We start from the raw sequence: 13,639 nt of genomic DNA, 5'->3' as shown, positions 1-13,639 counted from the left end.
TTGCTCACCAGCCTTGCTCGATCCGCTTCGCTGTTGTGCTCGGCGGCTCGTCTCCGGCCGAAAAGAAGATTACCAGTACCCCTGCCCCAAATACCAAATCGTATGGTCACAGGAGGTTTTTGCTTCATTTTCGGCCGGAAGACCGTCCGATCTAGGCGGTTACCGCTGCCCTACCGGCGCGCAACCGAGCGAGCGAGACCTCACGACCGAGCAATTCCATCGACTCGTACAGCGGAGGGCTGATGTGAGAGCCCGTGATCGCGACCCGAACCGGAGCGAAGGCCTTACGCGGTTTGAGCTCCAGATCCTCGATGAGGGCCTTCTTGAGTGCTTCCTCGATACTGGCCGCCGACCACTCTGAGATGGCATCGAGCGCCGCAAGAGACGCGTCCAGAACCGGACCGGCATCTTCCTTCAAGTTCTTTGCCGTCGCGGCCGGATCGAGAGCAAACGACGCCTCGTCGACGAACAGGAATTTCAGCAGATCCCACGCGTCGGACAGGACGACGATGCGCGTCTGCACGAGGTCCGCCGCAACAGTGAACGTCGCTTCGTCGACGTCGGCGCCGATGTGTCCGTGCTCCACCAGGAACGACTTCAGACGACCGGCGAAGTCGGCCGGCTCGAGCAGACGAATGTGCTCGGCATTGATCGCGTCGGCCTTCTTCTGGTCGAAGCGGGCAGGATTGGAGTTGACCTTGGAGACGTCGAAGGCCGCAACCATCTCGTCGAGCGAGAAGACATCGTGATCGTCGGCGATGCTCCACCCGAGCAGAGCCAGGTAGTTCAGCAATCCCTCGGGAATGAAGCCCCGATCGCGGTGGATGAAGAGGTTGGACTCGGGATCGCGCTTGGAAAGCTTCTTGTTGCCCTGACCCATCACGAAAGGCAAGTGCCCGAACGACGGTGTGAAATCGGCGACACCGATACGAATCAATGCCTCGTACAACGCGAGCTGACGCGGAGTCGAGGACAGCAGATCTTCGCCGCGCAGTACATGGGTGATCTTCATCAACGCGTCGTCGACCGGGTTGACCAAGGTGTACAGCGGAATGCCGTTGCCGCGAGTCAGCGCGAAGTCCGGAACGGTGCCTGCCTTGAACGTGGTCTCGCCCCGCACCAGGTCGTTCCAGGTCAGATCATAATCGGGCATCCGGAGGCGGACGACGGGCTTGCGCCCCTCGGCGATGTAGGCAGCGCGCTGCTCGTCGCTGAGCTCGCGATCGAAGTTGTCGTATCCGAGCTTCGGATCGCGTCCGGCCGCCTTGTGTCGCGCTTCGACCTCCTCGTTCGTCGAGTAGGACTCGTAGGCCTCGCCCGCGGCCAGCAACTTGGCAACAACGTCGAGATGCAGGTCGCGACGCTCGGACTGGCGATACGGTGCGTGCGGCCCACCGACCTCCGGGCCTTCGTCCCAATTGAGCCCCAACCAGCGGAGGGCGTCGAGGATGGCCTGGTAGGACTCTTCACTGTCGCGCTGCGCATCGGTGTCTTCGATACGGAACACGAATGTGCCGCCGTGGTGTCGTGCGAATGCCCAGTTGAACAAGGCGGTGCGCACCAAACCCACGTGCGGGGTTCCGGTGGGTGACGGACAGAAACGGACGCGTACTTCGCTGTTGGTCATGGCTCACTTGGCTCGGCGATGATGGATGGTCGTACTACAGGTTAGTCCGGCAGCCCTTCCTCCATCCGGCCGATCACTTACCCGGCAGGACGTTGATGCGTGTCATGTCGCCGTCGTAGTAGGCCAGCAGTCGCTTGTCCATGACCTTTCGCCACAGCGGCGGCACCCACGCGCAGACGATCATGACTGCGTAACCCGCTGGAAGTTGCGGCGCTTCGGCCGCACTTCGCAGGCTCTGGTACTGCAGACGCGGATTCGCGTGATGGTCGCTGTGACGCTGAAGTTGATAGAGGAACAGATTGCTGACGACGTGGTCGCTGTTCCAGCTGTCCTCGGGCGAGCACCGGACGTACGAGCCGTCAGGCCGCTTCGCACGTAGCAAGCCGTAGTGCTCGAGATAGTTGGCGGTCTCGAGGAACGTGAAGCCTGCAATTGCCTGAACGGCGAGCCACGGCGCAATTTCCCAGCCGAACGCGGCGATCAGACTGCCGAACAGAACCACACTCATCGCCCACGCGTTCAGGATGTTGTTGCGGTAACTCCACGTCCGTCTCCCCTGACGCCTCAGACGAGCGCTTTCGATCCGCCATCCCGAGCGCAGGCCGCCGATGACGCTGCGAGGCAAGAAGAACCAGAAGTTTTCCTTGTACCGCGAGCTGGCCGGATCCTCCGGCGTCGCGACGCGGACGTGATGACCATGGTTGTGTTCGACGTAGAAATGGCCGTAGAAGGACTGCGCGAGCGCTACTTTCGCGAGCCACTTCTCGAGCTTCTCACTCTTGTGCCCCAATTCATGCGCCGCGTTGATCCCCACACCGGCAACCACGCCGGCAGTCATCGCGAGCGCGAACTTCTCCCCCGCCGCTATCGGAGCGTTCACCCAGCACCACGCGACGAACACCAGCCCGACGTATTGGAGGGGCAGGAACAAGTACGTGCACCAGCGGTAGAAACGATCCTCTTGCAATTCAGGGATCGCTTCGTCCGGTGGGCTGTTGCCGTCCTCGCCCGCCAGGAGATCGATCAGGGGAATGACGATGACGATCAGCCACGCCCCGATGGCCCAGAAGAGCCCGAGACTGAATTTGTCGACCAGGAACCACGCAGCGAACGGGCTGAGAGGAACCAGCAAACCCAGTGGCCACAGGTAGCGCTTCTTGTCTCGCCACACCGGCCGCTGCCCGTTCCGCGCTTGCCCTGCCGCTGTCCGGGAGGCTTCCGCGAAGGTCGTCATGTATCACCACGTTTCTGCGCAATCCACTCGATTGCCCCATCGGCTTCTATCCAGTTATCGGTCACCCTACTGCTCAGCGTTACATTTCAGGGAATTTGGTCTGTTACGGGCCGCGACAGCAAACCGTGGGGCGAACTCTCCCAACCTGGCCAAATCCGACATAACGCCAGGAGGATCAGAAGCGAAGCTTCGCCTGGGTCATGAAACCCGCAGGTCAGTCCCAGAGCCTGATTTCTTCGAGTCGGTAGGCAATCCCGATCACCCCACTGGCGATAGTTACCATCTTGCAACTTTTCTGCGACAGACACCTCTCGACCTCACACCACGACGGAGGCCCCATCCGGTTGGATGGGGCCTCAGTAGTCGCGTGACTGAACGAACCGGGTCAGGATCAGCTCTTGGCGGTCACCGGGTTCGTGAGAGTGCCGATCCCCGAGACCGTGACCGACACGGAATCGCCGTCGACGATCGGGCCTACTCCGGCGGGGGTGCCGGTGAGGATGACGTCGCCAGGCAAGAGAGTCATCACCGCCGAGATCCACTCGATGATCTTCGGAATGTCGTGGAGGAGAAAAGCCGTGCTGCTGTCCTGCTTGACCTGGCCGTTCACCTCGGTCTTGATATCGACGTCGGACGCATCCAGACTGGTTTCGATCCAGGGGCCGAGTGGGCAGAAAGTGTCGTGGCCCTTCGCGCGCGTCCACTGCCCGTCGTGACGCTGATGATCTCGCGCCGACACGTCGTTGGCGATCGTGTAACCGAGGACCACGCTCAACGCCTTCGCCGCCGGAACGTCCTTGCACGGTTGACCGATGACGACCGCGAGTTCACCCTCGAAGTGCACCTCGTTCGAGGTGGGAGGCAAGACGATCGGGGCACCCGGGCCAACTATGGACGTGTTCGGCTTGAGGAAGATCACGGGGTCCGCGGGAGCCTCTCCGCCCATCTCCGCGATGTGATCTGCATAATTCTTGCCGATGCAGATCACCTTGCTGGCGAGAATCGGAGCCAGCAGACGAACATCGGCGAGCGGCCAACTTCGGCCGGTAAATGTGGGGTTCCCGAACGGGTGCTCCGCAATTTCCTTGGCGACGAGGGCATCCTCTTCACCTTCGATACTGACGAACGCAACACCATCGGGACTGGCAATTCGACCAAGACGCATGCCGGCCAGTCTATCGGGGTGCCGGAAACGACTGACGCGCGCAAGCCGAAAGGCTTACGCGCGTCAGTCTCGTGAAAGAATTCCTTACAGCGCTGCAGTGATCCGGTCGCCGATCTCCGTTGTGGAGATGGGACCTTCGCCGCGGGTAGCCAGGTCGGCAGCGACCACAGCCTCGACCCGAGCGGCGTCGTCCTCGCGTCCGAGATGGCGAAGAAGCAGTGCGGCCGAGAGGATCGCGGCGGTGGGATCAGCGATTCCCTTGCCGGCGATGTCCGGAGCACTGCCGTGAACGGGCTCGAACATCGACGGGTTGGTACCCGAGGCATCGATGTTTCCGCTTGCGGCCAAACCGATGCCACCGGTTACGGCGCCGGCGAGGTCGGTGATGATGTCACCGAAGAGGTTGTCCGTGACGATCACGTCGAAGCGCGACGGGTCGGTGACCATGTAGATCGTGGCCGCGTCGATGTGGCAGTACGCGGTTTCGACGTCCGGGAACTCGGCACCGACGGTCTCGATTGCACGCGTCCAGATTGCGCCCGCGTTGGAGAGCACGTTGGTCTTGTGAATCAAGGTGAGGTGCTTGGACCGGGTCTGCGCCAAGGCAAATGCGTAACGCACCACGCGCTCGGCACCGAACCAGGTATTGATCGACACCTCGGTTGCGATCTCGTGATCGGTGCCGACGCGGATCGCTCCACCGTTTCCGGTGTACGGACCCTCGGTGCCTTCACGAACCACGACGAAGTCGATCTCCGGCTGGGCCGCCAACGGCGACAGCGCACCCGGATACAGCTGTGCGGGGCGAAGATTCACGTGATGATCGAGCTGGAAGCGCATGTTCAGCAGCAGACCACGCTCGAGGATGCCGGGTGCGACGATCCGCGGATCACCGATGGCGCCCAACAGAATTGCGTCGTGCTGACGAATCTGGTCCAGCTCGTCCGCCGGGAGCAACTCGCCGGTGGCGTTGTAGCGACGGGCACCGAGATCGTATTCGGTGGTTTCCAGATCCGGAACCAACTTGCCGAGCACCTTGAGCGCCTCGGCAGTGACCTCGACGCCGATTCCGTCACCCGGAATGACCGCAAGCTTCATGGAGTCCTCATCTCAGTAGAACTGTGCGCCTTTATCAACCGCGGGCGGTTGATAAAGGCGCACAGCAAAAACAATCAGGAAAGGTCGACCTGGGCGACGCGAGCGTCGAGCTGCGAGACGATTGCCTCGACCTCGGCGTCACCGACGACGCGATCGACGCGCAAGATGACAGTTGCGCCTTCGCCTTCGGCATCCTGGCTCAGTGCTGCTGCGAGGATGTCGACGCCCGCGTTTCCGAGGACGGTGCCGAGGACACCGAGAACGCCCGGGCGATCGCTGTAGTGAACGACGATGTTGTGGCCCTCGGCGCGCAAGTCGAAGCTGCGTCCGTTGATGTTGACGATCTTCTCGACCTGCTGCAGACCGGTGAGTGCACCCGTGACCGACGTGACCGTGCCGTCGGCGGCAACTGCACGCACCTCGACCGCGCTGCGGTGAGCAAGAGCCTCGGAGTGCTTCTCGACCGACACGGTCACGCCGCGCTGCTCGGCCAGTGCCGGAGCGTTGACGAACGTGACAGCCTCATCGCTGCTGGCGGAGAACACGCCGCGCAGTGCAGCCAGTCCGAGGATGTCGACGGTTTCGGCAGACAGCTCGCCGGTGGCGACAACCTGCACGGTCTGCACAGCTTCGGGCGACAACGTCGCAGCGAGGAGACCGAGCTTGCGGACCAGCTCGAGCCACGGAGCAACTTCTTCGCCCACGGGGCCGCCGGAGACGTTGACAGCCTCGGGAACGAATTCGCCTGCCAGAGCGAGGAGAACACTCTTCGCCACGTCGATGCCTGCGCGGTCCTGAGCCTCGGACGTCGATGCTCCGAGGTGCGGGGTGACAACGACGTTGTCGAGCTCGAAAAGCTTGGAATCGGTGCACGGCTCGGTGCTGAACACGTCGAGACCGGCGCCTCGGACCTTGCCGGAGACGAGTGCGTCGTAGAGCGCATCTTCGTCGATCAGACCACCGCGAGCGGCGTTGACGATGATGACGCCGTCCTTGGCCTTGGCGAGGCGCTCGGCGTTGATCAGGCCGGCCGTTTCCTTGGTCTTGGGCAGGTGCACGGAGATGAAGTCGGCGCGCTCGACGAGCTCGTCGATGGTGACCAGTTCGATGCCGAGCTGCGCTGCGCGCGCTGCGGGCAGGTAGGGGTCGTACGCGATGATCGTGGTCTCGAACGCAGCGAGACGCTGCGCGAAGAGCTGGCCGATGCGGCCGAGTCCGACGACACCGACGGTCTTGCCGAGGATCTCGACACCGTTGAACTTGCTTCGCTTCCAGGTGTTCTCACGCAGGGTCTTGTCTGCTGCGGGAATCTGGCGAGCGGTCGACATGAGGAGCGCGACAGCGTGCTCGGCAGCGGAGTGAATGTTGGAGGTCGGTGCGTTGACGACCATCACGCCGCGCTCGGTGGCTGCGGGGATCTCGACGTTGTCCAGGCCGACACCGGCGCGGCCGATGATCTTCAGCTTGGTGCCGGCAGCCAGAACCTCGGCGTCGACGGTAGTGGCGGAACGGACGAGAATCGCGTCGGCCTCGGGTACCGCGGCGAGCAGCGCCGGGCGGTCGGGTCCGTCGACCCAACGCACCTCCACACCGTCACCGAGCGCCTCGACTGTGGACGGCGCGAGCTTGTCGGCGATCAGAACAACGGGACGGCCAGGCTGGCTCACGTGCAAACTCCCTGATTAGGTGGGTGTGAAGGTGGTTTAACCACCGATAGTTTAGTGCGCGCTCACTTGGAATCCACAACGCGGTAGGCAATACCACATAGTGGACACATTCGCGGGCAAATTCTCGATGGAATATGAATCCGGACTCAGACGACCCGGAAAACGACTCCGGCCCAATGCCGCGCTGGTTCAACGTAATTGAACCGGCGCGGCATCAGGCCAGTGGAGACGTGGAGCGTGAAACTGCGAATTACGCGGTTTCGGTGATCGGACGATCGACCCAGCTCATCAGGTCGCGCAGCTTCTTGCCGGTGACCTCGATGGGGTGCTCGGCGTTGGCCTTGCGCAGGCCCTCGAGCTCGGTGTTGCCGTTCTCGACGTTGGCAACCAGACGACGGGTGAACTCGCCGGACTGGATGTCGGCCAGGATCGCCTTCATGCGCTCCTTGGTGTCGGCGTCGATGACGCGCGGGCCGGAGAGGTATCCACCGAACTCAGCGGTGTCGGACACCGAGTAGTTCATGCGGGCGATGCCACCCTCGTACATGAGGTCGACGATGAGCTTGAGCTCGTGCAGAACCTCGAAGTACGCCATCTCGGGTGCGTAGCCGGCCTCGACCATGACCTCGAAACCGGTCTTGACCAGTTCCTCGGTGCCGCCGCAGAGCACGGCCTGCTCGCCGAAGAGGTCCGTCTCGGTCTCTTCCTTGAACGTGGTCTTGATGACGCCTGCGCGGGTTCCGCCGATGCCCTTGGCGTAGGACAGAGCGAGAGCCTGTCCTTCACCCTTGGGATCCTGGTCGATGGCAATGAGCGCGGGAACGCCCTTGCCGTCGACGAACTGACGACGCACCAGGTGGCCGGGGCCCTTGGGGGCGACCATGCCGACGGTGACGAACTCCGGGGCCTTGATCAGGTCGAAGTGAATGTTCAGGCCGTGACCGAAGAACAGCGCGTCGCCGTCCTTGAGGTTCGGCTCGATGTCATTGGTGAAAATGCTCGCCTGCGCGGTGTCAGGTGCGAGCACCATGATGACGTCGGCCCACTCGGAAACCTCTGCCGGCGTACCGACCGTCAGCCCCTGCTCTTCAGCCTTCTCACGCGACTTCGAGCCTTCCTTGAGGCCGATGCGCACATCGACGCCCGAGTCACGCAGGCTCAGCGAATGGGCGTGGCCCTGGCTTCCGTAGCCGATCACAGCAACCTTGCGGCCCTGAATGATCGACAGATCGGCATCGTCGTCGTAGAACATCTCGACTGCCACAGTTCTCAACCTCTCCTTGGATTTTTACGTGTCTAAAAGTACTAGCGGGTGGCCGTGATCGACTTCGGCCCTCGACCGACTGCCACGACCCCGGACTGAACGATCTCCCGGATACCGTACGGATCAAGCATCCGCAGCAGTGCATCCAGCTTGGACCGAGTACCGGTCGCCTCGATGGTGACGGACTCCGGAGAGACGTCGATCACCTTGGCGCGGAACAGGTTCACCGTTTCGATGACCTGCGTGCGCACGCTTGCATCAGCGCGCACCTTGATGAGCACGAGCTCACGAGCGACGGATGCTTCACCGTCCTGCTCGACGATCTTGATGACGTTGATCAGCTTGTTGAGCTGCTTCGTCACCTGCTCGAGAGGGAACTCGTCGACCGTGACGACGATGGTCATACGTGAGATCTCGGGGATCTCGGTTCCGCCCACCGCAAGGGATTCGATGTTGAATCCGCGGCGGGAGAAAAGTGCGGAGACGCGAGCCAGCACGCCTGGCTTGTCCTCGACGAGAACACTGAGGGTGTGACTGGTGCTCACTTCTGATCCTCCCCTGTGCCCGCGGCGGGTCCGGCTTGCTCGCGTGACATGGCTTCGTGGATGACGGCGGGCTCGGCAACTGCCTCGTCGTCGTCGAACAGCGGCCGGATGCCCCGGGCCGCCATGATTTCGTCGTTGCTCGTTCCGGCAGCGACCATCGGCCACACCTGTGCGTCGGCGGTGACGATGAAGTCGATCACGACAGGCTTGTCGTTGATGGACTGCGCCTCACGGATCGCAGCTTCGACATCTTCTTCACGCTCGACACGAATTCCGTGGCAGCCCAATGCTTCTGCGAGCTTCACGAAGTCCGGGATGCGGATGGCGCCGTGCGTTCCGAGGTTGGTGTTGGAGTAGCGCTCTTCATAGAAGAGTGTCTGCCACTGGCGCACCATGCCGAGGTTGCCGTTGTTGATGAGGGCAACCTTGATCGGAATACCTTCGAGTGCGCAGGTTGCGAGTTCCTGATTGGTCATCTGGAAGCAGCCGTCGCCGTCGATCGCCCACACCTCGGTGTCGGGCATACCCATCTTGGCGCCCATGGCTGCGGGAACCGCGTACCCCATGGTGCCGAGCCCGCCCGAGTTGAGCCACGTGCGCGGCTTCTCGTAGCCGACGAACTGCGCGGCCCACATCTGGTGCTGACCGACGCCGGCGCAGTAGATGGCATCCGGTCCGGCGAGCTTGCCGACGGTCTGGATCACGTACTCCGGGCTCAGCTGACCGTCGGTGGGACGGTCGTAGCTCAGCGGGTACGTACGACGGATGTCGTTCAGGTACGCCCACCACTCGGTGAGGTCGAACGTGGTGCCCGTGGCCATGTCGGCACGGATCGCCTCGATGAGTTCGGTGATGACCTCTTTGCAGTCGCCCACGATCGGGACGTCCGCGTAGCGGTTCTTGCCGATCTCGGCCGGGTCGATGTCGGCATGGATGACCTTGGCGTCGGGCGCGAAGGAATTCAACTGACCGGTGACGCGGTCGTCGAAACGCGCACCGAGGGTGATCAGTAGATCGCTACGCTGCAGAGCGGCGACTGCGGCAACGGTGCCGTGCATTCCCGGCATACCGCAGTTGAGGTCGTGACTGTCCGGGAACGCTCCGCGGGCCATCAGCGTGGTGACGACGGGGATACCGGTCAGCTCGGCCAATTCGAGCAGCTCCGGCGAGGAGTCGGACTTGATGACGCCGCCACCAACGTACAGAACCGGCGACTTGGCGTCGGCGATCAGACGTGCAGCTTCACGAACCTGCTTGCCGTGCGGCTTGGTCACCGGGCGGTAGCCCGGCAGACGCATCTCCGGCGGCCACGAGAACGTGGTCTGCGACTGCAGGATGTCCTTGGGGATATCGACCAGGACGGCGCCGGGGCGACCGCTGGCCGCGAGGTAGAAGGCCTCGGCCATGATGCGCGGGATGTCGATCGCGTCGGTGATCAGGAAGTTGTGCTTGGTGACCGGCATCGTGATGCCTGAGATGTCGGCTTCCTGGAAGCCGTCGGTACCGATCAGCGAGCGCGCCACCTGTCCGGTGATCGCCACGATCGGAACGGAGTCCATCTGCGCGTCGGCCAGCGGCGTGACCAGGTTGGTCGCACCGGGACCCGAGGTGGCCATGCAGACGCCGACCTTGCCGGTCGCCTGGGCGTAACCGGTGGCAGCGTGGCCTGCACCCTGCTCGTGGCGCACAAGCACGTGGCGGACCTTGACCGAATCGAAGAGTGGGTCGTAAACCGGGAGCACGGCACCGCCGGGAATGCCGAATACCGTGTCGACCTCGAGCTCTTCGAGGGCTCGAACCACAGACTGCGCGCCGGTTACCCGCTCAGGCGGGAGCTGGCGACGGTTGGCCGTCTGGGTTGCGGCAGCCGCGGTTGTCGGGCTCGGTGTCCCTGACTTGCGCGGCGTGGGTTGAGGCCGTGCTGTTGGTGCGCTCACTGGGAAATCCTCTGATTCTGGCTCCGGGCAACAAAAAACCCCCGTCAGCATCTGCTGAGCGAGGGTGGCGCGTCGTTATCTGGTGAGTTGAAAAATCGACTCAGGCGACGACGCGCCGGCCGATTACGAGCAACTCATTCTGTTTCACGCACTCGACAGTAGAGGCGCTAGTCGCGAACGGCAAACTTGGTGAGTCGACCGTCCCAGAATCTGAGATACATCGGCTGCAATGCGAAGATGTAGAGGTGTCAACTTCGCAGCAGCCCGTGCCACCGGCTCAATCATCCCACACGCCGAAACCACTTCGGCACGTCATCCGCATTTCGCAGCTCGCTTACATGGCGTGCGCGTTCCTTCTGTTCGCGGTCAGCTTCCCGATCTTCGGGTGGCCCGTCGCCTTCAGCTGGTTGCTGATCCTTCCGATCATCGCCGTCTATCTCGTCGCGCGACTGCGCACCACCGTCAGCCCTGACGGCCTCGAGGTCCGCTCGACGTTCTCCAAGCGCACCCTCGCCTGGGACGACGTCAAGGGTTTCCGCTTCCCGAAGCGGAGTTGGGCGCGCGCGGAACTCACCGACGGAACCGAGGTGACCCTGCCTGCGGTCAGCTTCGTCAGGCTTCCCGAGATCGCGATCGCCAGCGGCGGCCGCATCACCGATCCCTACGCATCTGCCGCAGAAGCCTTCGCCGCCAAGGAAGCCGAAGAGGAAGAAGCAGCTGCAGAAGCAGACGCAGAATCCGAGGTCGCCGAGAACACACAGGACCAGCCCGAAGAGAAGCGCCCGTAACACGCGAGTAGCGTTGAAAGGCCCTCGCTTCTATTTGAGTGGACCAGCAACGATCACATAAGGAACACGCCCATGCCCCCGTTGAGGTCACGCACCACCACCATCGGACGTAATGCTGCCGGAGCCCGATCCCTGTGGCGCGCCACAGGAATGACGGATTCCGACTTCGGAAAGCCGATCGTCGCCGTAGCGAACTCGTACACCCAGTTCGTACCCGGCCACGTGCATCTCAAGAACGTGGGCGAGATCGTTGCCGAGGCCATCAGTGCGGCCGGCGGCGTCGCTCGTGAGTTCCACACCATCGCAGTCGACGACGGCATCGCAATGGGCCACGGCGGAATGCTCTACTCGCTCCCGAGCCGCGAGATCATCGCCGACTCGGTCGAGTACATGGCAAACGCCCACACAGCCGACGCACTGGTGTGTATCTCCAACTGCGACAAGATCACTCCCGGCATGCTCAACGCTGCAATGCGTCTCAACATCCCGACCGTCTTCGTCTCCGGTGGTCCGATGGAGGCCGGTAAGGCAGTGGTCGTCGGCGGCGTGGCCCAAGCCCCCACCGACCTCATCACCGCGATCTCCGCCTCTGCCAACGATGCCGTGTCCGACGAGGGCCTCGACGAGGTCGAGCGCAGCGCGTGCCCGACATGCGGGTCCTGCTCCGGAATGTTCACCGCCAATTCCATGAACTGCCTGACGGAGGCCCTCGGCCTCGCATTGCCGGGCAACGGCTCCACGCTGGCAACTCACAAGGCTCGTCACGCACTCTTCTCTCGTGCGGGCACCACCGTGGTCGAGGCTGCCCTCAAGTACTACCGCGACGGCGACGAGTCGGTGCTGCCACGCAACATCGCGACCCCGGCAGCGTTCCGCAACGCGATGGCTCTCGACGTCGCCATGGGCGGTTCCACCAACACCGTCCTGCACACGCTGGCTGCGGCGCAGGAAGGCGAGGTCGACTTCGACCTCGACACCATCGACGCGATCAGCCGAAAGGTTCCGTGCCTGTCCAAGGTCTCTCCCAACTCGGACTACCACATGGAAGACGTCCACCGCGCCGGCGGAATCCCCGCCCTGCTCGGTGAGCTTCGCCGCGGCGGACTCCTCGAAACCGACGTGTCCACCGTGCACACCAAGAGCTTCGACCAGTGGCTTGACGACTGGGACATCCGCTCCGGCAAGGCAACCGACGAGGCAATCGAACTCTTCCACGCGGCTCCCGGCGGCGTGCGCACCATCGAACCGTTCTCCACGGACAACCGTTGGTCTGCCCTCGACACCGATGCGGCCGGCGGCTGTATCCGCGACGTCGAGAACGCCTACACCGTCGAAGGCGGCTTGGTTGTCCTGCGTGGCAACATCGCACTCGACGGCGCAATCCTCAAGACGGCCGGCATCGACGAGGAACTGTTCTCCTTCCAGGGCCCGGCGCTCGTCGTCGAATCCCAAGAAGAAGCCGTCTCGGTCATCTTGCAGAAGAAGATCAAGGCCGGCGACGTTCTCGTCGTGCGCTACGAAGGCCCCAAGGGTGGCCCCGGCATGCAGGAAATGCTGCACCCCACTGCCTTCCTCAAGGGCGCAGGCCTCGGTAAGGAATGCGCGCTGATCACCGACGGTCGTTTCTCGGGCGGAACCTCCGGGCTGTCCATCGGTCACATCTCCCCCGAGGCTGCCGCAGGCGGAATCATCGGTCTCGTCCAGAACGGCGATCAGGTTCGCATCGACGTCGCCTCGCGCACGCTCGAGATCCTGGTCGACGACGACGTCCTCGCCGAGCGACGCGCGAAGATGGAGGCCTCGGAGCGCCCGTGGCAGCCGGTCGATCGTCAGCGCACCGTGACGACAGCACTGCGCGCCTACGCCGCTCTGGCGACGTCCGCCGACAAGGGCGCGGTTCGCTACGTTCCGTAAGTTCTGCCACGAATCGAAAAAATCCCCGGCCGCTTTTCGGCCGGGGATTTTTTCTGTCAGCGCTCGTGCGGCTCGAGACGCCCGTAGCCGATGTGACAGTCACACAAGATTTTCGGGCAGCCGCACGTGCGGCAACGAACTCAGCTCCACGAGAATGCTCGCCAACGGGCCACGACAGAGGGTCGACAGAGTCGGGTTCATTTCACCGCGGAGAAGAACGCGGGACCGACTGCGTCCGAACACGCCATACTTCCTCCGGTGTTGTATGAGCTTGAACCACAACCCAATCCGATCATCCCGTCGCCGACACACTCTGCCACGACGCGTGATGGACGCTCGACCGGATCCAGGTACGCGGTGGTCCTCTCGCCTGTCGCCCCGATACGGGTGAAATGGGACG

10 protein-coding genes are annotated in these 13,639 nt (G+C 63.0%); 2 read left to right on the top strand and 8 right to left on the bottom strand.

Features of this window, described 5'->3' with window-relative positions; genetic code table 11:
• Nucleotides 1–151: 151 nt before the first annotated feature.
• The 8 genes from gltX to ACVZUB_RS12025 form a co-directional block, all read right to left on the bottom strand.
• Nucleotides 152–1,627: a glutamate--tRNA ligase gene (gene gltX, locus ACVZUB_RS12060; protein ID WP_083057476.1), complete on the bottom strand. Its 1,476-nt coding sequence runs from the start codon at nt 1,625–1,627 to the stop codon at nt 152–154.
• Nucleotides 1,628–1,700: 73 nt separating this feature from the next.
• Entirely contained in the window at nt 1,701–2,861 is a 1,161-nt protein-coding gene (locus ACVZUB_RS12055) for an alkane 1-monooxygenase (protein ID WP_482628439.1), read from the bottom strand.
• Nucleotides 2,862–3,252: 391 nt separating this feature from the next.
• Entirely contained in the window at nt 3,253–4,026 is a 774-nt protein-coding gene (locus tag ACVZUB_RS12050; protein WP_003944722.1) for a fumarylacetoacetate hydrolase family protein, read from the bottom strand.
• Between the two features lie 84 nt (nt 4,027–4,110).
• Complete coding sequence (locus ACVZUB_RS12045; protein WP_003944691.1) at nt 4,111–5,124, bottom strand: 3-isopropylmalate dehydrogenase; 1,014 nt, start codon at nt 5,122–5,124, stop codon at nt 4,111–4,113.
• Nucleotides 5,125–5,198: 74 nt separating this feature from the next.
• Entirely contained in the window at nt 5,199–6,791 is a 1,593-nt protein-coding gene (gene serA / locus ACVZUB_RS12040) for a phosphoglycerate dehydrogenase (RefSeq protein ID WP_003944758.1), read from the bottom strand.
• Nucleotides 6,792–7,041: 250 nt separating this feature from the next.
• Nucleotides 7,042–8,043, bottom strand: coding sequence for a ketol-acid reductoisomerase (ilvC, locus tag ACVZUB_RS12035; protein WP_030535412.1), 1,002 nt, complete (start codon nt 8,041–8,043; stop codon nt 7,042–7,044).
• Nucleotides 8,044–8,096: 53 nt separating this feature from the next.
• Nucleotides 8,097–8,600, bottom strand: coding sequence for an acetolactate synthase small subunit (gene ilvN / locus ACVZUB_RS12030; protein ID WP_003944718.1), 504 nt, complete (start codon nt 8,598–8,600; stop codon nt 8,097–8,099).
• Nucleotides 8,597–10,537, bottom strand: a complete 1,941-nt coding sequence (locus ACVZUB_RS12025) for an acetolactate synthase large subunit (protein WP_030535411.1) — start codon at nt 10,535–10,537, stop codon at nt 8,597–8,599. Before ACVZUB_RS12025 ends, ilvN begins: the two co-directional genes overlap by 4 nt.
• A 266-nt stretch (nt 10,538–10,803) precedes the next feature.
• Here ACVZUB_RS12025 and ACVZUB_RS12020 point away from each other — a divergent pair, with 266 nt between their 5' ends.
• Both ACVZUB_RS12020 and ilvD read left to right on the top strand, forming a co-directional pair.
• On the top strand, nt 10,804–11,325 hold the full coding sequence (locus ACVZUB_RS12020) for a PH domain-containing protein (protein WP_083057532.1): 522 nt from the start codon (nt 10,804–10,806) through the stop codon (nt 11,323–11,325).
• Between the two features lie 72 nt (nt 11,326–11,397).
• A complete protein-coding gene (ilvD, locus tag ACVZUB_RS12015; RefSeq protein ID WP_007729361.1) occupies nt 11,398–13,239 on the top strand; it encodes a dihydroxy-acid dehydratase in 1,842 nt (613 codons plus the stop codon).
• Nucleotides 13,240–13,639: the final 400 nt, after the last annotated feature.

It is taken from the genome of Rhodococcus sp. OS5, from assembly GCF_056837585.1.
The sequence above is the reverse complement of the archived record's forward strand: the minus strand, read 5'-3'. Positions and strand labels throughout refer to the sequence as shown.

Excerpts from the sequence above, each read along its gene's own strand:
- gltX (WP_083057476.1), bottom strand. The coding sequence starts at position 1,627 with ATGACCAACAGCGAAGTACGCGTCCGTTTCTGTCCGTCACCCACCGGA.
- ACVZUB_RS12055 (WP_482628439.1), bottom strand. The coding sequence starts at position 2,861 with ATGACGACCTTCGCGGAAGCCTCCCGGACAGCGGCAGGGCAAGCGCGG.
- ACVZUB_RS12050 (WP_003944722.1), bottom strand. The coding sequence starts at position 4,026 with ATGCGTCTTGGTCGAATTGCCAGTCCCGATGGTGTTGCGTTCGTCAGT.
- ACVZUB_RS12045 (WP_003944691.1), bottom strand. The coding sequence starts at position 5,124 with ATGAAGCTTGCGGTCATTCCGGGTGACGGAATCGGCGTCGAGGTCACT.
- ilvC (WP_030535412.1), bottom strand. The coding sequence starts at position 8,043 with ATGTTCTACGACGACGATGCCGATCTGTCGATCATTCAGGGCCGCAAG.
- ilvD (WP_007729361.1), top strand. The coding sequence starts at position 11,398 with ATGCCCCCGTTGAGGTCACGCACCACCACCATCGGACGTAATGCTGCC.